A 20,424-nucleotide genomic window follows, 5' to 3' on the forward strand; every position below is an offset into this window, starting at 1 on the left:
ACTTGGGGTCCGCCGGTCAAAGGGGTTAGATACGCGCCGATTTTGTCACCGTTTGGCGCCCGCACGCCGTAATTGTCGTGCAAACTAGGTGACGAAAGTGGAGGGTAGATACTTTCATCCGCGCGTAGCCTAACATAAATTGATTATGTTAAAATGGGGGTATAAGGTGCTTCTCGTACGATAATCGCACGATAACGTTAGACATTGTAGCACTTTAAGTTTTATTTGTCAACACTTTTTGAATAAATCATGAATAAGGTCAAGCAAATATCACCCCTGAATCATAAATTTCTTCAGCGTGTATCTGTTATTGACAATCCTGCAACTACCATTTGGTATATGGGCGAAATACCGGAAAACTGGAGTGAACGACCCTCGGTCGCTATCGTTGGCTCACGCAAACCGACCGAATATGGTCGCAGTGTTACCCTGAAATTAGCCTCGGCGCTAGCAGCTCGCGGCGTCGTTATTGTTAGCGGACTAGCACTCGGACACGACGCGCTCGCCGCACGCGGCGCCCTAGACGCTAGCGGCACGACAATCGCGGTCATCGGCAACGGTCTCGATAATATCCACCCTCATTCTAATAGTCTATTGGCCCGCGAAATCGTAGAGAAGGGCGGGGCCATCATATCTGAATATGAACCCGATGCAGCCGTGCGGCGGTGGAACTTTCTAGAGCGCAACCGTCTCATTGTGGCTCTGAGCGATGTCGTTGTGGTGGTCGAGGCCGGCGAACGATCTGGCACCATGAATACTACTGCGCATGCCTTGACCCAAAATAAAGATCTGATGGCCGTACCCGGCAATATCACCTCGCCATTATCGATCGGCTGCAACCGCCTGATCGCCCAAGGTGCCGAACCAGTATTATCCGTCGATGATATCCTCGAGAAACTCCGCTCTATACATGCCAGCCGACATAACCAAACGGCCATGGCGCTGCTCGCAGATCCACAGACTGCTGCGACAACTCCGCTCGACCAGCTCATCGGTACCACTGACGCCGAAACCGCCATATTGCAAGCTATCGCCCGCGGTCTCAGCGATGGCGACGACATCCTTACCGCCACGAAACTGAGCCCTAGCAACTACAACATCGCCCTGACCATACTCGAACTCAACGCCCGTATCCGCCCCCTGGGCGCTAATCGGTGGACATTAGCATAACCTCTTATTTGACATAAATCATTAAAAATTATATAATGAAAAGATATGGCAAAGAAACAGACTCCGCATGGCAAGCATCCTATCGCCTCTAGAAAAGCTAGCGGAATATTGAATGCTGATGATTTTTCGGAGGCTACTACCGGACGCCGACCGAATGCTATCACCGAGTCACCGATCACTGGAGCGGTTGTCCTGCAACAGAAAGGCATCTACCAAATGTACCGCGCGGCCGTTATCGCAACCCTAAGAGCCAACGGTTCTAGTGGCGGTACGATACGGAACGAAGGTAATTACTTTCATCTCACCGCTAATTTTCCCGATGTCGATAGCGCCCGGTTAGCACTCGATGCAATTCGCGACATTACCCACCTACACCGCAAATAATTGAATTTTATTTGCGCAAAGCTAATTTTTACGTTACACTGGGGCGCGTATGCCGAAAACTATAAGCAATTTAGTCATTGTCGAGTCCCCAGCCAAAGCTAAAACCATCGCTGGCTATCTCGGCTCAGACTTTACCGTTAAATCCAGTATTGGCCACATTCGTAGTATCGCGAAAAAAACCAGCAAGGGTCAGCCGCCGATTGATACAGACCACAACTTTGAAACTGTTTATGAAATCGACCCTGAAAAGAAAAAGACCGTCACGGAACTGAAAAAGCTCGCCAGCGAGGCGAGTACCGTCTGGCTCGCCACTGACGAAGACCGCGAAGGAGAGGCGATTGCCTGGCATCTCTGCGAAGTATTGGGTCTCGATCCGACCAAAACCAATCGCATCGTCTTTCACGAGATCACGAAAAGCGCTATCCAGGCAGCTATCAAAGAGCCACGCACCGTCGATATGAATCTCGTCCAGGCGCAACAAGCCAGGCAAATTCTCGACCGACTGGTCGGATTCGAACTCAGCCCGGTCGTCTGGCGTAAAGTCCCTGGTGGTAAATCGGCCGGCCGCGTCCAGAGCCCAGCCGTTCGATTGCTCGTCGAGCGCGAGCGCGAAATTGCCGCTTTCGAGAGCAACTTTACCTTCAAGATCACCGGGGAGTTTGCAAAAAACGCTAATCTATTCAAGGCGACATTATCGACCGAGTTCGACGATGAGTCGTCGGCCAGCACTTTTCTAGAGTCATTATCAGGGGCGGAATTCACTATCAGCGATATCGAAACCAAACCCGCCAGCCGAAATCCTTTGCCGCCGTTCACGACCTCAACCCTGCAACAAGACGCCAACGCCCGCCTCGGCTACGGTGCTCGCACCACCATGAGTGCCGCTCAGGCACTGTACCAGGCTGGTCTGATTACCTATATGCGTACCGATTCTTTGAACCTGTCAAATCAAGCTCTCGGCAGTATCGGCAATTATATTTCCTCGGCATTCGGATCAAATTATCATCAGGTCCGCAAGTATAAAACTAAATCCTCTGGCGCCCAAGAAGCCCACGAAGCCATCCGACCGACTGATATCGCCCGGGAAACCGTTGACGCCGAACCACGCGCTCAGAAATTATACGATCTGATTCGTCGCCGCACACTAGCCTCCCAAATGGCTAGCGCCAAGCTCGAACGTACTACTGCCACGATCACTATTAGCGGCCATACTGAAACATTCACCGCCAAAGGCGAAGTCGTGCTATTTGACGGCTTCCTCAAAATGTACGGCACCGCCAAAGACGAATTATTACCGAGCCTAGCAGCTGGCGATGAGTTACAGGTCAAGCAGATCGTCGCTCGACAGACTTTTGCCAGACCACCAGCCCGCTACACCGAAGGTTCACTCGTCAAAAAGCTCGAGGAGCTCGGTATTGGCCGCCCATCCACCTACGCCACGATTATCAACACCATTCAAACCCGTGGCTACGCCGAAAAAGGCGACGGCGAAGGGGTTGAGAGGGAAGTTATTGAGCTGGCATGGCCAAAGAATGTGCTAGGTAAGCCGTTAGAGGAGGCTCTGAGCGACGGGCTCAGCACCAGCGACGAAACCCGTAACGACGGGCTTGAATCGCGTTCCGAGAATGGTTTACTAGCACAGAGCAGTGATCCATCGGTCCAGCGCACCATCGTCACCGAAAAAACTGGCGCTACCAAAGGCAAATTGATCCCAACCTCATCCGGCACCGTCGTCAGCGACTTTCTCGGCAATTATTTCGATAACATCGTTGATTACGACTTTACGGCTCAGGTCGAAACCAATTTAGACGAAATCGCCGCCGACAAACTAGACAAAACCACTATGTTGCGCGAGTTCTACGACCCATTCCACCAAAAAATCGACCAGTCCGGCACTATCGACCGTTCGCAGGTAGCCCAGGCGAGAGAACTGGGCATTGATCCCAAATCTGGCGAGGTCATCCTGACCCGCGTTGGGCGCTTTGGTCCGATGGTCCAGATGGGTGATGGTAGCAATCCAGACAAAAAACCGCAGTTTGCCAACATGCCAAAAGGTACAACTATCGACACTATCACGCTGGAACAAGCCCTCGAAGCCTTTAAACTACCGCGTGTCCTGGGTCAAACCACTGATGGGCAAGATATCCGCGCTAACGTCGGCCGCTTTGGTCCATTCCTGCAAATCGGCACCAAAACCACCAAAACCAAGCCACTCTATGTCAGCCTCAAAACCGATGACCCTCACGATATCACACTGAAACGTGCGCTCGAACTCTACGCCGAAAAGCTAAAGGATGAGGCTGAAAAGAACATCGCCGAGTTCGATAACGGTATCAAGATCCTCAAAGGTCGTTATGGCCCCTATATTACCGATGGCACCAAAAATGCCAAGATACCAAAGGATCGTGAACCGAGTTCGATCACCCCCGAGGAGGCAAGGGCCTTGATCGACGCTGCACCGGATAAACCGAAACGTCGCCGTTTTTCTAAAAAATAATTTCACACTCTGTGTTTAATGTTGTCAATATTGACTTTATTTGTAATAATAAATATTGTTTTAGCAATTTACATCACAAAAAACGTTAACTTGATACGCTAAAACAAAAACCTTGCCTAAAAGAAAAGTTTGTCGTATAATAGGGATAACGTGGGAAAAATTACAGTTAAATTATTCAAATAATGCGAAGGAGATAACATGGCTGATGCGCCTGCTACTGGAAAACAATTCGAAGAAGTCGCGAGCAAAGTGCTCGACGTGATCGACCGACCCCGCGAACGAGAGGTCGTAGAACGACGCTTTGGATTGACTGGCGCAAAAGAAACGTTGGAATCTGTTGGTGAAACTCTCGGTATCACCCGCGAACGTGTCCGCCAGATCGAGAAAGCCACTCTGATCCGGGCCAAAATCAGCCTCGACGACGGCAAAAACCCTGCCTTTGATGCCGCCGAAGTCGAACTCGTTAAATCGCTCCACGAACTCAACCGCGCTGCACGTATCGAAGTGCTCGCCGACAAGCTCCTTGGTAGCACCGATATCAAATCACGCGGCATCGTGAGCTTGCTCGCTGAACTGTCCGAAAAGACCGTTGTTACCTCTGAAAATGATCGTTATTATCCAGCCGTCGTACTGAGCAATGAAAAAGATGACAAAGTTATCAAGCAGGCCGTTGACGCCATTGTCGCTGCCCTGAAAAAGCACGGTCAGCCAGTGGATCGTGACGGATTATTCGCACTCGTCAGCGGCTACGAACATCCGGATCAAGTGACCGCTATGGCTAGTATTAGCAAACAAATCGCCAGTCTCGATGGACTATGGGGCCTGATTAAATGGCCGTTAGTTAATCCTCGCAATATTCGCGACAAAATCTATATCGTACTAAAGCAAGCTGGCAAACCAACGCACTTTGCTGACATTGCTGCCGCTGTTAAATCCCAGAATTTCCGTCGCAACAATGTAACTGAACAGGCAATTCATAATGAGCTGATAAAGGACAACCGATTCGTTTTGGTCGGCCGAGGTATTTATGCTTTGTCTGAGTGGGGCTACGAAGCTGGTTCAATTACCGATGTTATTCGCCGTATCTTAGAAAAGGAAAGCCCGCTACATCGCGAGGAAATTGTTCGTCGTGTTCTAAAAATCCGTCAGGTTCGTGAAGCTACTATCCTATTGAATTTACAAAATAAACCGGAATTTAAACGTGTCGCCAAAGCTCAATACGCATTAGACGAAATAAAGGAGTAATCAACCATGGCTAAACCACTCTACGAGGATAAACCATTTGACTCATCAAAAACAGGCTCGTTGGAGCTGTGGGGCATAGGCGGTGGAGGCTCAAGGCCTCCGCTTGATGACGATTTCTTGCCCGAAGAGTATCGAAGGCCTGTCGAGGTTCATCCTCAAACAAAACCGCTGGCCGACAAAGCTCTGAGCACAGAGATTCTACCACCTCAATCCGAGGCCGATCACAACGCTCTGGACGCATAGACATAACCTCTTGCGTTTTCACCTCTGATGTGATATAACTATTAGAGAATGATTGAATGGCTTTTTCAATTCTTATTACAGTGGTACATCTGGTTGCCGCTAACAGCCATACTAGCCTTTATGACTTGGCAAAACTATCGCAAAGCTAAGGTTATCGACACCTATGACTATGTGCTGTTGACCCTAGAAATCCCACGCAATAATGATAAAAAGGAACTAGCGGCTGAACAGTTATTTGCCAGTTTGCATGGTATACTGCGCGACAAAAAAGAACTGCAGATGAGCGGGGGCATTCAGGAGCACCTAAGCTTTGAGATTGCTAGCGTCGCTAATCAAATCCGTTTTTATGTACGAGTCCCCAAACACCTCCAGAACTTTGTCGAAGGTCAGATTTATGCGCAGTATCCAACGGTACAGATTTACGAAGCTAGCGAAGATTATGCCGCCAGCAGCGGGGATCATCCAGTCGTAGCTGTTGCCGAGTTAGTTTTAACTGATAATGAATTTCTGCCAATCAAAACTTTTCAAAGCTTCGAAGTTGATCCTTTGGCAGGTATTACGGCGGCGTTATCCAAGCTTTCTAAACAAGACGAAGAAATTTGGTTTCAGATTCTAGCCCGGCCAATAGCTGATGACTGGCATGCTCGGGCGTCCAGATTCATCGCGAGATTAAAGTCAGGTTTTGGTACTACTACCAATAGCGGTGGGTGGGTTTGGTTTGCTCAGATTATCGAAGCCCTCTGGAAACCACCGGAAGGCGGCCCCGGTTCAACGACAACGCGCGAGATGAGCGAGCGCGATAAAACTAGAGTAGCCGAAGCTGAGAAAAAATCACAAAAACTTGGTTATGAGGTCAAGATTCGCTTAGCCTACTTAGGCTCCAGTCCGGATTCAGCTCGTGCCCAAATTAATGCCGTTGCTAGTGCCTTTAAGCAATTTAATTCAACTAATCTAAATGGTTTTCGCCTGGAGTCAAATCCTTCGTTCAAGAGGGAAGACCTGCAAAAATACTCAGCCCGCTATTTCCCGGATAATGGTTTCGTATTGAATATCGAAGAGTTAGCCAGTGTCTTTCACTTGCCGCACACTAACGTTGAGACGCCAAACGTCGTCTGGGCTAACAGCAAAACCGCCGAACCGCCAACCAAACTACCGCTACTAACTGGCGAGCATAGTCATGATGATCAGATTAGTGCTTTTGGACTAACCAATTTCCGCGGCTTGCAGCAGCAATTTGGCATGTATCGCAGCGATCGCTCGCGCCATGTATACATAATTGGTCAAACCGGTACAGGAAAATCCGGGCTGTTAGAACTCTTAGCATTATCGGATGTTTATCATAAACAAGGTTACGCTATCATTGATCCGCACGGAGACTTTGCGGTGGACAATCTCCGATTCGTACCAGCAAATCGCATTCAGGACGTTGTCTACTTTAACCCTGCCGATACAGCGTATCCTTTGGGCTTTAACCCCATGGAAGTCTACGACCCGTCGCAGCGCAACAACATCAGCTCAGAAATCATCGGTGTACTAAAACGTATGTTCGGCGAATCTTGGGGACCGCGCTTGGAATATATCCTGCGCTATACCATACTAGCGCTATTAGAGTACCCAAATACTACCATGCTCGATATCACCAGGATGCTAACCGACAAAAAATTCCGAAATCAAGTTCTCGCCGAAGTCAAAGATACGGTGGTTCTCCAATTCTGGCGGGTGGAGTTTGCGTCTTGGAATGATAAGTTTGTCGCTGAGGCCATTGCTCCTGTGTTAAATAAAGTCGGCGCCTTTGTCGCTAACCCAATCATTAGAAATATCATCGGCCAGCCAAAGAGCACCTTTAACATCCGCCAGATCATGGACGAAGGCAAGATTCTGGTCGTCAACCTCTCAAAAGGTCTGATCGGCGAAGACAACGCAGCTATCCTAGGATCGTTCCTCGTGACGAAAATCCAGCTCGCCGCCATGAGTCGCAGCGACATTCCAAATGTCGAGGATCGGCGACCGTTCTATCTCTACGTCGACGAGTTCCAGAACTTTGCCACCGATTCATTTGCCGTGATTTTATCCGAGGCGCGCAAATACGGACTGAACCTGACCGTTGCTAACCAGTACGTTTCACAGATGTCGGAAAATGTCCGTGACGCCGTATTCGGCAACGTCGGCACTATGATCAGCATGCGCGTCAGCCCCGAGGATGCACCGTCGCTAGCCCAACAATTCGCACCGCAGTTCGAGGCTGCCGATATCTTGCAGATGAACAACCGACACTTTGTCACCAGCATGATGATTCAAGGCGAGAAAACGCCAGCCTTTAGTGGGACGACGTTGAAATTGCCACCAGCTCAGGTCGATTATTTGCCGCAAATTGTCGAGAATACGCGGGAACACTATGCCAAGCCGCGCGCCGAGGTCGAGGTCAAGATCGCCGAGGCTATCGTGCCGCCAATCAACCTCCAGAGCAGGGCGGCTCGTCGCGCCGATGCCAAGGCGAACACCGCAGCGCAAGCTCCCGCTGCGACTTCACCATCGGGCAATACTTCTTCACAAAATCTCGGCTCGCTCATTATGGCTGCTCAGACGGCAGCTGAATCGAGTCAGACTCCGGCTTTTGGCGCAGATCAGACAGAAAAAGGCGTCGAGGTAGCTCCTGAAATAAACCAATCACGCCAGTACCACGACCGAAACAGCCCTGCCGGATAAACCGAAACGCAAACGATCCCGTTCTCGTCGCAAAAAAACGACTACCGCCGAAAATAGCAATAGCGGGGAAGGCCTACCGCCACCACCAACCTTTACCAGCGGTAGTGACAACACTCTAAATTTACGATAGTCTCTTATATTTCTGGGCAATGCATACCAATTGCTGAGCCTGTTAACTGTAAAGTGGATCAAAAAAGGGTATTGACTTTTTAGAATACCTTGTATAACATAGTAGTATGGAAAACCAGGAAAGCGACTTGATTAGACAATATACTGATCAATTATCGACGCAACTGCGAAAAGGCTTGCTCAGTTATTTCATTCTCGCAATAACCGATCAGCCGATTTATGCATCAGACATCATCCGTCAGTTGAGCGAGGCGGGGTTAACGGTCGTAGAGGGTACGATATATCCGCTGCTCAGTCGCTTGCAGCGTGATGGGTTATTAGGGTATGAGTGGCAAGAATCACTGCAGGGGCCGCCGAGAAAATATTATTCTCTCACGCCACTAGGCAGGGAAATCGCCATTGAGCTACAAAAGGAAATTGCTAATCTGAACAATGTTACTGCTAACCTCGAACGAAAGGAGACAAAATGAACGAGATTACACGCATTCACCTAGCCAGAACGCCCTACGAAATAGACATCGAGGCAAAGAAGGCCTTAGAACGCTATACGAAAGATATCAAGGCATCGTTAGGAGATGATGCTGACATTTACGACGATATCGAGGTTCGCATGACCGAGATTTTAGCCGATCGCGGAGTTCATGCGGATAGTGTTATTACGCTCGACGATATCAACGCCATAAAATCCCAGCTAGGCGAACCTAGTGATTTTGCTAGTAATCAATCTTCGGATGAAGACAGCGAACGTTGGCAAGACAATTTTTTTACCAGAGGAAAGGAGGGCAAAGACTCTACTGCCACCAAACGTTACTATCGCGACGAAGAGCACGCTGTGCTGGGTGGTGTCATCGCCGGACTAGCTGCTTATACTGGCTGGGATGTGACGCTGCTTAGGATCCTGTTTGTCGTGCTAGTAATCGTACCAAGTTTCGGCACTATGATAATTCTATATATTGTCGTCTGGATTATAGCACCCGCTGCGAAAACTACCGGGGAAAAACTAGAAATGCGGGGTGAGCCAGTCAATCTCGAATCAATCAAAGAGTCTGCCAAGAAATTTGGCGAGAAGGCCGAAGCCGTTGGTCGCGATGTTGGCGAACGAGCAAAAGCATGGCAGCAAACTGCCGGACCAAAGGTAGCCGAAGCCAGTCGGAACAGCTCGCGCATAGTACTAAAAGTACTCATGCTCATAGCTGGGTTAATCTTATTAGTCACCACTCTGGGGTTGCTCGCTAGTGGCGGTATCGCTAGTGCTCTATTGCTAATTGCTACGGTTGCGTCGGTCAATCAACCAGCACTAGTCGTCGCTCTATCACTAGCAACGCTCGCTGGACTACTATTTGTCATTGGACTACTCATCCTCAGCATTGCTCTGATGAGTCAAAAATTTAGCCACCGCGCCAAAGTCGGCTGTCTCGCTACCTTTATCATTTCAGTATTTGTAGCAATTGCCGCCGTGGGCGTCGGTATCGGCTGGGTGACACAAGTCGGTACGGTCAGAGCTGGCGAAACTATTAACACCGTAGATCAGTCTTTGCAGGATAATTTGGGCGGAATAGCACCGCAAATCCGTTGGTGGTGGTAACTATCCCTAATCACATAAAACGAAATATCTGCACAATCACATAGGCTAGGAAACAATATCCAAAAAGCTAGATTGAGGTGGTTTTTGCCAATAACGCCACGCCATTTCTCAGTCCACGGAAATAGCCACCGTATGGCAACTACCGAAATAATACCGAATAGCAGACTATTACCGAGACACACAAAACCAAACAGATTTAGTAGTCGATCCGAATAGTCCCAAAACGGATTGCTCCCGAGTACGAGTACCACGAGCAAAGCGCTGACGAATTCTATTACTGTAGTAATCGCAACACTAACCACATAGGCGCTGACGAGTCCTAGCTTTTTACGTTTTACCATTGGATAGATAAACAAGAGGAGAGCCACCGCGCCGAGGCCGTAGGGCGCCGCAATAGCAAAGATAGGAATCGACGCAAAATGACCAGCGGATTTTATAGTAAACAACGTACCTAGTAGCGCCCACGCGAGTTCTATAACATGGCCAACTAGCGAAAAGAGCCAGAAATAGAGAAATAGATCACGCCAAAATCCCACCTTCCGCCAATTTCGAATATGCATCATAGCAACGTTGTTCGAATCACTTTTCGACGGCCAGCTTTTCATATGAGACCATTCTATCACCTGTGGTACAATAGGTATATGTTAGACATCAAATTTATCCGTGAAAATGCCGAAAAAGTCCAAACGTCCGCCGAGGCCAAAGGCTACCAAGTCAACCTCACCAAACTACTGGAGCTCGACGAAAATCGCCGCGAACTCCAGCGCGAAGTTGACGCCATCCGCGAACGCCGCAACGCCATTGCCGCCAAAATGAAAGGCGGCAAGCCTGAACAAAACCTCATCGACGAAGGCAAACAGGTCAAAATCGAACTCGCCGAACGCGAACAATACCTCACGAACGCCGAATCGGAATTAAACGAACTAATCGACAAAGTGCCGAACATTATTTTCGACGATGTACCCTTGGGTGGAGAAGAGGACAGCGTAGAGATCAAAGCCTGGGGCGAAAAACGCGAAGGCGCCAATATAGATCATCTCGATTTCGCCGAACAGAAAGGGTGGGTCGATTTCGAGCGCGGCGCCAAAGTCGCCGGCGCTAAATTCTATTTTCTAAAAAATGGCGCGGTGCAATTAGAGCAAGCCGTTATCAACTACGCCATCGACAAACTCATCGACAAAGGGTTCAACCTAATGACGGTGCCAAATATGGTGAGCGGTCGCATTGCAGCTGGCGCTGGTTTCGCACCAAAATCTGACAAAGAATCAAACGAGTACTTCATCGAAAACGAAGACCTGATGATGATCGGTACCGCCGAGGCGCCCCTCACCGGCTATCATGCTGATGAAATCTTGGCCGAAAAAGATTTACCGCTGCTCTATGCTGGCCTCAGTCCATGCTACCGCAAAGAAGCCGGCACCTACGGCAAACACACTCGAGGTCTGTTTAGAGTGCATCAGTTCAATAAACTAGAAATGTATGCGTTCTGCCTGCCTGAACAATCACGCGATATTCATGAAAAAATTCTGTCTATCGAAGAGGAAATTTGGCAGGACCTAGGCGTGCCGTATCGCGTTATCAACATTGCCGCTGGCGACCTCGGCGCCCCGGCTGCAAAGAAATTTGATATCGAGTATTGGTCACCGATTGACGGTTCTTACCGTGAACTCACATCGTGTTCTAACTGTACCGATTTCCAAGCCAGTAGTCTCAATATTCGCGTTCGTCGCGATAACGGGGCAATCGAGACCGTCCACACATTGAATGGCACTGCAGTGAGCCTAGCGCGCACATTAGTGGCACTCATCGAAAATTACGGCCAAACCGACGGCTCCTTTGTCGTACCCGAAAAATTGCGTCCGTACCTGGGAAATCGCCAGACTTTGTGATAAAATGTAATCATAGGAGGATATACATGAGCGACAAAAGCTTGACTATTGAAATAACCGGCATCCACTACGAAATCGATAAAAAGACCAACGATTATACCCATAAAAAAATCTCGAAATTGATCGACTACATTCCACGCAAAGCTCGCACCGCGGCTTTTGCCAGTGTGAAAATCGCCGAGGTCAACAAAAAGGACAACAACAAATACGAATGTGAAGCCGTCCTGACATTGCCTGACAAAAAGCTCTTTGCCAAAGAATCCGCGCCAAACGCTCTGGCCGCTGTTGATATCGTTGAGGCCAAACTACGCGCCCAGATCAGCAAATACAAAACCGAGCGACGAGCTGACGGCGTCAACACCGGTGGTTTCATGGCTAGGGTCAAGCGCTCATTGCGCCGTAAATAGTAGATTTTTCTAGCTCGATTTGATAAAATAGTCGCATACATAAGTGAGGGAGTTTTCATAGTGGCCAACAAGAAGCAAGCAGTTCTATCCAAAGTATTCGGTGATCCGCAGAAAAAGATTCTGAAACGGATTGATAAAATCATCGCTCAGGTAAATGGGCTCGATGCCAAGTATAAAAAATTATCAGACAAGGAACTGGCTAACCAGACCGAGGTCTTAAAAAGAAGTTTGCCCGAAACTGAGTAAACAGCTCGATCCTAGCGACAAAAAGGGCAAAACTATGATCAGGTAAAAACAAGCCCGCCGATAAATCAAGCCAAAGCCACTGAGCTTCGTCTAAAAAGATTCGGCCCTGGAACTGAAACTCATCAACAAACTCAGCGCCGAGGAACGCGCTAAATACGCCAAAGCTGGCGCTGCCACAATTGACGACTTTAACGCGCTCGATGCGATTCGTGCTCGTCGCGCCGCCCAGAAACGCAAGAGTGCGCTCGATGAAATCTTGCCCGAGGCCTTTGCCGTCGTTCGCGAAATGGCCAGCCGCGTGCTGAAACAGCGTCATTTTGACGTTCAGCTAGTCGGCGGTATCGTTCTACACGAAGGCAACGTCGCCGAGATGAAAACCGGTGAAGGTAAGACTTTGGTCGCTACCGCTCCAGTCTATCTGAACGCGCTCACTGGTCGCGGTGTTCACGTCGTGACGGTGAACGACTACCTAGCACAGCTCCATGGCGGTTGGATGGGCTCGCTATATCACGCTCTCGGTCTCAGTACTGGCGTGATCATTAATGAAGCATCTTTTGTTTACGATCCAGAATACGAAAACAATGAACATTTCGACAAACGCATGTCGCATTTGCGTCCTGCCAGCCGCAAGGAAGCTTATGCTGCCGACATTACCTACGGTACCAACAACGAGTTTGGATTCGATTATCTACGCGATAATATGGTGAGCGATCCTAGTTTATTGCGCCAACGCGAATTAAACTTTGCCATCGTCGACGAGGTTGACTCGATCCTAATCGACGAAGCCAGAACGCCGCTCATTATCTCTGCGCCAGCCGCCGAGAACCCAGACATGTACATCAAATTCGCCGCCGTAGCCGCCGCTCTAAAGCCAGAGCACTACGAGCTCGATGAAAAACGCCGTTCAGTCACTCTGACCGACGAAGGTGTTGAAAAGGTCCAGAAAATGCTCGGCCTCGATAACCTATATTCGCCAGACCATGTCCGTAGCGTCTATCACATGGATCAGGCGCTCAAGGCTCAGACGATATTCAAACGCGACAAAGATTATGTGGTGAATAGCGACGGCGAGGTTATCATTGTCGATGAATTCACTGGTCGCCTGATGCAGGGTCGCCGTTACAACGAAGGTCTCCACCAGGCCATCGAGGCCAAGGAGCACGTCCCGGTGCTACAGGAGTCGCAAACGCTGGCTACCGTTTCGTTCCAAAACTATTTCCGTCTCTATGACAAACTGTCTGGTATGACCGGTACAGCTTTCACCGAGGCAGAGGAGTTCCAGCAAATCTATGGCCTAGACGTGATCCAGATCCCGACCAACCGACCAGTTGTCCGCAAAGATATGAATGACAAGATCTTCAAGACCGAAAAGGGCAAAATCGCCGCCCTCGTCGAAGATATCAAACAGTATCATGCAAAAGGTCGTCCAGTGCTCGTCGGCTCGGCTTCGATCGCAAAAAACGAATTGATCAGCAAAGCGTTGACCAAGGCCGGCCTCAAACACGAAATGTTGAACGCCAAAAACAACGAACGCGAGGCGGAGATCGTAGCCAAGGCGGGTCAAAAGGGCGCTATAACGCTGGCTACCAACATCGCTGGTCGTGGTACTGATATCATGCTGGGCGACGGCGTTGCGAAACTCGGCGGGCTCGTCGTGATCGGCTCGGAACGTCATGAATCACGCCGTATCGATAACCAGCTGCGCGGTCGCGGTGGTCGCCAGGGCGATCCAGGCGATTCAGTCTTTTACGTATCCACCGAAGACGATCTGATGCGTATTTTCCAGGGCGATCGTATCGCGCTACTGATGGAGAGACTCGGTGTCGATGAAACGCAGGCTATCGAGAACAAAGCTGTTAGTAAAACCCTAGAGGCCGCTCAAAAACGCGTCGAGGGCTACAATTTTGACACCCGCAAAAACGTCGTCCAATACGACAACGTGATCAACCGCCACCGCAAGGTTGTCTATTCGATCCGTCGCAAGATTCTAGAGGGCGACGACATGACACCGGAAATCTTTCGCTTGATTGACGCCCGACTGAAAACCCTCATAACAGTTCCTGCCAAACGCAATCCCCGATTTGCCGATGAGTTCGAGGAAATTTTCCCGCTCGATCGAAAAGACATCGATGAAATCGGCCGGATAAAAAACGACAGCAAACGCCTCATTACTGCTCGCGCCAAAGTCGCTAAATTCTACGAACAGCATGAAAAGAATATTGGGGCAGAGCTACTCCGTGGCGCCGAACGCGAAATTTACATGCAGGTACTCGACATCCTCTGGATGCAACATCTCGAAAACATGACCCACCTCCGCGAGGGTATCCACTGGCGCAGTGTTGGTCAGCGCGATCCACTAGTTGAATATCGCAGTGAATCACAGAAACTGTTTAACAGCCTACAGGAAACCTTACAAAATGAGGTATTACGCACCGTCTTCCACCTCCGCGCTGCCGATATTAACGCCGCAAAGGTCGAGGATGACGAGTACGAGAGTGAACTAACCCGCGCCGCCGAATCTGCCGTTGAACGGGGCGTGAACGAAGTCGGCCTGCCGGAAACTCGCAATACCAGCGATGATTTCAAAGCCAAATCCGCCACGAAAAACGCAGCCAAAAAAGCCACGCAAAAGAAAAAGAAAGCCCAGCGCCAAAACCGCAAAAAGGGCAGGCGATAGGCTAACTACGATCATGAGAATACGGTGACAATGGTTGCCGTATTTTTTAATTACAATCTTATTTTTCGGACCTTTTGAGCAAATACTACCACTGTTATGTATATAACTCCTCCGACAAGACCTATCATCCACATCCATTTCATCTCGTTCTTTGTTGTCTCACTTGAACTACTGCCTGCTTCATCGCCAGACTTCTTTACGGCAAATAGATTCTTGTCATTCGATGAAGATAATGGAGTTGGAGTTGGGGCGGCTGTCGGTTGTAGTGTTAAACTACGAGATTGTGGCTGCGAAGTCGAAGAAGGAAGCTTGTCTATGCCAGTAGAATTGGAAGATATATCATACATCGACGCATAGATACCATCTCTATCTTTAGTCGGCCAGCCAATGTCATCATCGCAGTTATCGCCAATACCATCCTCGTCGTAATCTGCTTGGTTTTGATTGGCAATATCAGGGCAATTATCGATAGCACGTGGGATCGTATCACCATCGTCGGTCACATCGAGTCGGGTTGACCCGATACCCACACGCCCATCTGTATCAGTGATCTTGATACCAATAGTGCCGCCGAACTCCTCTGTAAAACGATGTTCGTATAGCAAGCTCGGAGAAATTGTCTCAAACTCACTGTCGCCGTCCAAGTCCCACTCGATATGAACAATCTCGCCAGTTACCGCATATGAAGCTCGTGCATCCAAGGTTACCGATTCGCCAACCTTAATAAGATACGGTCCCTGAATCCAGCCAAAAGGCTTAGTAGTTGAGCTATCTACAGACTCTAGCGTTGCGTCGGAAAACTCTACTGAGCTAACGAATACTTTGCCGCCAGAGCGTGGAACCAGTTCGCCGATACTAGCAGATAAATTTTCCCACAACCCGTCTATCACATATACCTCGACCGGATCTATTTCGTACGATCTATTCAGAATAGTTTGCCATGTATATCCCGTAACAGGCTCAGGGTCCTTTGCTGGCGCATCTCCCATGACAATAATCATCTTTCGTGCGCCAGGTCGCCAGTCTAAATCTAATGCTGTCATCATACCGCTATAAACCGTCTCCGGGATGTCGCCGCCAAAACCCGTCGTCAATTCATTCATTATAGCAGTAACCGCATCCGCATCACTAGTAAATGGGATTTGTACCCTAGATGGATAATCTGCTGCCTCACCACCATAACCTGGACGGTCTTGATAATCAACCAGAGCAAATCGTGCAGAATTAGTTTCTTGCTCTATCTGTGATATGGTATCTGCAATATCACGCTTCACAACATCTAGGCGGTCAGTCATAGATCCAGTAGTATCAAAGACAAATGCTACATCAACGTCACTCGAGTTGCTAGTGATTTCTTTTGCAGAAGTCGGAATACCAATCCTCGACTCGATTAATAACGCTATCTGTTCATGACCAGTAATATTAGGATGGTAGAATTCATGAGTGTCATTAGAAGGCTTCGATTCAGTGATACCATCAGCATTAGATCTGCCCTCTGTCTCAAAAAATTCGTTCAGCCACCGTTTGTTATTCCTGCTAGAACCATTCGGATTTGGCTCGTGACCAAAAAACTTTGTTGCTACCGATGCAATATAGGTGACCTTCAGTACATGAGTATCATTCCACTCTTGAACTAGTTTTAGCTGCAGCCCATTAAAATCAATGCCAGCGTTTCGGACTTCAAACCCTGCCTGATAGTTGAACGCCCCTGCTGGACAAAACGTCCTCAGCTTGCTGACACTTTCTGACAAACAAAACTCATCTCTGGTCGTTAGTAAGGGGTATCCCACCAGAACAATTTGCGAGGTTTGAGGGATTTTCTTTTCTAATTCCTCGAATATTTCTCTGGTTCCACGTATAATATCAGAAAATTGATCTCTGGCATACTTCACTTTGTTTTCACATTCTTTCGGACCTCGATAGCCCGCTGCGAAACAATACCGAACAACATCGGCAAACTTTGCGTCATTACCACCGATCGTCAGCATTACAAGGTCAGTATTTACAGGAACTTTGCTAATCTGTTTATTCTTTACATCTGTCGTAGTATAACCATTATACGATAGATCAGTTAAAGTCGTCTTGACACCTTGTTGATTTAGCCAATCAGCATAACGATGTGCCCAGTTATTGTTACTTCTATATGAACCTTTTTCTCCATAGTAATTGCCGGCACCATTGCCGGCAGAATAGGAATCACCCAACAGGGTTATATGTAGCATCCTATGCTGAACAAGCTGGTTAGTAGCACGTATATTATTGCCTAAGAGAAGCAACAATACAATAATCACTACTAGTGCAATAGCTACAGCAAAATACCACCTAAGATAACTACCGGCTCTCATAAGCAGAAACTCTCACGATAATATGATCTTCGGAGTCCTCGACCGACATAACTAATTCGATTTCTCGAAAATACTTTCTCGCTACCCACGCATAGCTGAGAGAATTATCATGCTTCCATCCTTCGGATTCGGCGTATTTTATAATTTCATACAGAGTTACCTCTACATCTCCATCCTTAGGCTTGAAAGTGCGTTCGACCGATGGGGAAGTACCCTCTATCATAAACAAGGATTTTTTACCTGTTTCATCCTGGCTGATCAATTCCAGCCCTAGTAAATCCTTGCTGGCTATCTTTTCCGCTTTGATAGCGCGTAGTGCGTCCGGTTCGCCCCAATAACCAGCTCGACGACCCAGCTCTAATACGCCAAAAATTACCGCGATAACAACGGCCCAGATTACTGCTTGCTTTACAGCCTGCTTGCTCGGCTTGAATCTCCTAGCGAGTTTATTCACCGACTTCTTTGAGGATTTATGAGCAAATTTAGCCATAGAAAATTATTGTAAGCTTAACTACTATTCTACAGGAAACATTCAGGTATGTAAAATAGCACAAAAATAGCCTACAATGCCCAACTTTACGTGAAAAAGATTAAAAACTTACCATTTTTCACGCAAAATGTGGTATAATATAGATATGGTTAATAAAATCACTAGAGATAGAATCGATATCCTCAAAGCTCAATATGATGAGTTATTAGAGACGCATATAGATGCACTGAAGGAGATTTCTATCGCCGAGGTGCCCGAAATGGTTTATAACTCTAACGCGATCGAGAATTCAACCCTGACGCTTAAGGACACGACAGATATTATTATGCACGATATCATCACTAAAGATCACGACATTCGTGAAATCTACGAAGCAAAAAATCTGGCGGGAGTTATGCAGCACCTACTCGAAAATCCGTCCGAGCCGCTGTCAATTGATTCAATCCTAGCTATGCATAAATCGCTGCTCTCGCACATCCAGGATGATGTCGCAGGACGCTTTCGTATGGGCAAGGAGTGGGTACGTATCGGTGCTCATATCGGTGCAAATCCGCAATTTACATCTGGGCTCATGTCGGATCTGCTCGAAAAATACCATAATGACGACCAATCTCATATCCTCCACAAGATTGCTCATTTTCATGCAGAATTTGAAACGATCCATCCATTTGTCGATGGCAATGGTCGTATCGGTCGCGTGCTCATAAACCAGCAGCTGATGAGCGCTGGCTATCCACCGATCATTGTTCAGAGCAAGAGCAAAAACACCAGTTATTACCCGCTGTTTGATGACTATCGTAACAATGATAAATATGATGGGTTCACCAATTTATTTGCGTTATTGCTACAGGAATCGCTAAATAAACGCATCACGCTGCTCACTAAATCAAAGATCATCACAGTGTCAGAGTGGGCTAGCAGCAACGGCATAGCTGGCAACTCCGCAGCTAACAAAGCCGCTCGCCAGACAATCCCGGCATTTCGCACGAGTGAGAAATGGATGATCGCGCAAGATTATAAAATATAAACTCGCTTGCGTAACGGCTCGCTAGTTACTATAATGATAATTGTTAACTATTAAATGGGGGTACAATTATGGAGTTGGTGCATTCAATTGAAAAAGTCATGAGCGAATGGTTCAAACATTTACCGTTTCATCTACCTGAAAAGGCACGTGTTTGGCTCGGAAAAAATGTTTGGTGGATCGTCATTGTCGGTGTCGTGCTCAGCGCTTGGAGCATCATCTCATCGCTACGCGCGCTGTTTTGGGCAGACGCGTTCCTGCAACAAGCTCGCGAATTCGCAGCTGCTATGGGTGTATCAATGCCTCAAAACGGCCTAGTTGACGTTGCGTTGTGGGTAAGTATCGTCACTTTTGCTGTCAGCATCTTGATTGAGGCGCTGGCTATCAATCCACTAAAAGTCATGAAAAAGAAGGGTTGGGACTTGCTCCTCGCCGCTATGATCGTTAGCGTCGTCGGCAGCCTCGTATCATCTCTGATCAACGGAGCGATCGTCGGGGCTATCATTGGCACCGTGCTCGGTGTCGCCATCGGTGGATTCTTCCTCTTTGAAATCCGTGGCCAATTCGTCGCCGCCAAACCCGCCAAAGATAAAAAGTAAGTTCGCTACTTATTAATAATTCGCGCGACTAGACGCCCCTGATGGGGCGTCAGTTCGTGTGACCCCAGCGTGCGGCGAACCCGGACATATCGGCGATTAGCTCGCCGGATTTCCTTTATATTGCGCCTAATGATAAATACATCGAGCAGCCCATTGACAAACAGGGTAGGGACACGCAGTTTCGTAGCCTTTCTAAATGTATCGAACTGCATGACAGCATGCTCGAGACTTTTACGAAAAGCAGGCCAGGTCTCGTCAGTAATCTCCATACCTTTTACTAGTGGGGCTAGATTGTTTGCGAGTGTTCCGCCCGCCTGGACTGCAACAGGGTGCTTCTTTAGCTCGTCAAAGAGCGCGAAATAGAGTCCCTCTGCCGGTAATAGTTTGTGCCACCAGTGTCGCTGCCGCGCCGCTTTATACAGCGGTGCGCCGAGCAACAGGAGTGACGCAACACGATCAGGCCAGGTAGCGGCTATTTCGATCGCCACGATACAACCCATCGAATGCCCGGCAAAGACAGCCTTTTTGATGCCGAGTTTGTCGAGCGTCGCCATCACCGCCTCGGCGTGATCACGCGGCGTGTATTTTACGTTTTTTGGCTTCGGCGCATCGCCAAAACCTAGCAGATCCAGCGTGATAACTCGGTGTTTGGTGTAGTCGATGTGCTCTAGCACAAACTCCCAGCTTTTGTGATTAGTCCCGAGCCCATGGAGCAGCACTAGCGGGGCGCCGTTGCCTTTGTCAATTTGAATAGGGAGGGTTTTGGTCATGTTCGATATGATTCCTTT

Annotated in this window: 18 protein-coding genes and 1 pseudogene; 14 read left to right on the forward strand and 5 right to left on the reverse strand. The window is 48.4% G+C overall.

Annotation, left to right across the window (positions count from 1 at the left end; all coding sequences use genetic code 11):
- The first annotated feature begins 249 nt into the window (after positions 1–249).
- The 8 genes from dprA to IPL44_03790 all read left to right on the forward strand — a co-directional run bounded on the left by dprA (position 250) and on the right by IPL44_03790 (position 9,959).
- Positions 250–1,170 carry a DNA-protecting protein DprA gene (gene dprA, locus IPL44_03755; protein ID QQS17384.1) on the forward strand — a complete coding sequence of 307 codons (921 nt, stop codon included), beginning with the start codon at positions 250–252 and terminating at the stop codon, positions 1,168–1,170.
- 45 nt (positions 1,171–1,215) lie between these two features.
- Positions 1,216–1,554 carry a hypothetical protein gene (locus IPL44_03760; GenBank protein QQS17385.1) on the forward strand — a complete coding sequence of 113 codons (339 nt, stop codon included), beginning with the start codon at positions 1,216–1,218 and terminating at the stop codon, positions 1,552–1,554.
- Positions 1,555–1,603: 49 nt separating this feature from the next.
- Positions 1,604–4,051, forward strand: a complete 2,448-nt coding sequence (gene topA / locus IPL44_03765) for a type I DNA topoisomerase (protein ID QQS17386.1) — start codon at positions 1,604–1,606, stop codon at positions 4,049–4,051.
- 198 nt (positions 4,052–4,249) lie between these two features.
- A complete protein-coding gene (locus IPL44_03770) occupies positions 4,250–5,296 on the forward strand; it encodes a hypothetical protein (GenBank protein QQS17387.1) in 1,047 nt (348 codons plus the stop codon).
- A gap of 6 nt (positions 5,297–5,302) precedes the next feature.
- The gene (locus tag IPL44_03775) at positions 5,303–5,539 is read left to right on the forward strand and encodes a hypothetical protein (protein ID QQS17388.1); all 237 of its coding nucleotides are present in this window, start codon (positions 5,303–5,305) and stop codon (positions 5,537–5,539) included.
- A 48-nt stretch (positions 5,540–5,587) separates the two neighbouring features.
- Entirely contained in the window at positions 5,588–8,245 is a 2,658-nt protein-coding gene (locus IPL44_03780) for a type IV secretion system DNA-binding domain-containing protein (GenBank protein QQS17389.1), read from the forward strand.
- Positions 8,246–8,481: 236 nt separating this feature from the next.
- Positions 8,482–8,844 (forward strand): PadR family transcriptional regulator, encoded by a 363-nt coding sequence (locus IPL44_03785; protein QQS17390.1) that lies wholly within the window; start codon positions 8,482–8,484, stop codon positions 8,842–8,844.
- A complete protein-coding gene (locus tag IPL44_03790; GenBank protein ID QQS17391.1) occupies positions 8,841–9,959 on the forward strand; it encodes a PspC domain-containing protein in 1,119 nt (372 codons plus the stop codon). Before IPL44_03785 ends, IPL44_03790 begins: the two co-directional genes overlap by 4 nt.
- Here IPL44_03790 and IPL44_03795 read toward each other — a convergent pair.
- Positions 9,902–10,564, reverse strand: a complete 663-nt coding sequence (locus IPL44_03795) for a putative ABC transporter permease (GenBank protein ID QQS17392.1) — start codon at positions 10,562–10,564, stop codon at positions 9,902–9,904. The genes IPL44_03790 and IPL44_03795 overlap by 58 nt on opposite strands.
- Before the next feature lie 36 nt (positions 10,565–10,600).
- On the opposite strand from IPL44_03795, the gene serS reads away from it, so the two are divergent.
- From serS to IPL44_03810, 3 genes are read left to right on the forward strand one after another with little or no spacing between them, the layout of a single operon-like run.
- A complete protein-coding gene (gene serS, locus IPL44_03800) occupies positions 10,601–11,848 on the forward strand; it encodes a serine--tRNA ligase (protein QQS17393.1) in 1,248 nt (415 codons plus the stop codon).
- Positions 11,849–11,874: 26 nt separating this feature from the next.
- A complete protein-coding gene (locus tag IPL44_03805) occupies positions 11,875–12,255 on the forward strand; it encodes a ribosome-associated translation inhibitor RaiA (GenBank protein QQS17394.1) in 381 nt (126 codons plus the stop codon).
- A gap of 60 nt (positions 12,256–12,315) precedes the next feature.
- On the forward strand, positions 12,316–12,501 hold the full coding sequence (locus tag IPL44_03810) for a hypothetical protein (GenBank protein QQS17395.1): 186 nt from the start codon (positions 12,316–12,318) through the stop codon (positions 12,499–12,501).
- Here the strand turns inward: IPL44_03810 and IPL44_03815 are convergent.
- A complete protein-coding gene (locus IPL44_03815; protein ID QQS17396.1) occupies positions 12,455–12,817 on the reverse strand; it encodes a hypothetical protein in 363 nt (120 codons plus the stop codon). The two genes, IPL44_03810 and IPL44_03815, sit on opposite strands and share 47 nt — an antisense overlap.
- Here IPL44_03815 and secA point away from each other — a divergent pair.
- A pseudogene (gene secA / locus IPL44_03820) lies at positions 12,746–15,178 on the forward strand (preprotein translocase subunit SecA). The gene IPL44_03815 and the pseudogene secA overlap by 72 nt on opposite strands.
- A gap of 50 nt (positions 15,179–15,228) precedes the next feature.
- Here secA and IPL44_03825 read toward each other — a convergent pair.
- Together IPL44_03825 and IPL44_03830 are read right to left on the reverse strand one after the other, a co-directional pair.
- Positions 15,229–17,400 (reverse strand): peptidase, encoded by a 2,172-nt coding sequence (locus IPL44_03825; protein ID QQS17397.1) that lies wholly within the window; start codon positions 17,398–17,400, stop codon positions 15,229–15,231.
- Between the two features lie 109 nt (positions 17,401–17,509).
- On the reverse strand, positions 17,510–18,013 hold the full coding sequence (locus IPL44_03830; GenBank protein QQS17398.1) for a hypothetical protein: 504 nt from the start codon (positions 18,011–18,013) through the stop codon (positions 17,510–17,512).
- 145 nt (positions 18,014–18,158) lie between these two features.
- Between IPL44_03830 and IPL44_03835 the strand changes: the two genes are divergently transcribed.
- Together IPL44_03835 and IPL44_03840 are read left to right on the forward strand one after the other, a co-directional pair.
- Positions 18,159–19,040: a Fic family protein gene (locus IPL44_03835; protein QQS17399.1), complete on the forward strand. Its 882-nt coding sequence runs from the start codon at positions 18,159–18,161 to the stop codon at positions 19,038–19,040.
- 74 nt (positions 19,041–19,114) lie between these two features.
- A complete protein-coding gene (locus IPL44_03840; GenBank protein ID QQS17400.1) occupies positions 19,115–19,636 on the forward strand; it encodes a hypothetical protein in 522 nt (173 codons plus the stop codon).
- Positions 19,637–19,641: 5 nt separating this feature from the next.
- Here IPL44_03840 and IPL44_03845 read toward each other — a convergent pair whose 3' ends face one another.
- Positions 19,642–20,406 (reverse strand): alpha/beta hydrolase, encoded by a 765-nt coding sequence (locus tag IPL44_03845; GenBank protein ID QQS17401.1) that lies wholly within the window; start codon positions 20,404–20,406, stop codon positions 19,642–19,644.
- Between the last annotated feature and the right edge of the window lie 18 nt (positions 20,407–20,424).

The organism is Candidatus Saccharibacteria bacterium, assembly GCA_016699895.1.
GTDB lineage: Bacteria > Patescibacteriota > Saccharimonadia > Saccharimonadales > Saccharimonadaceae.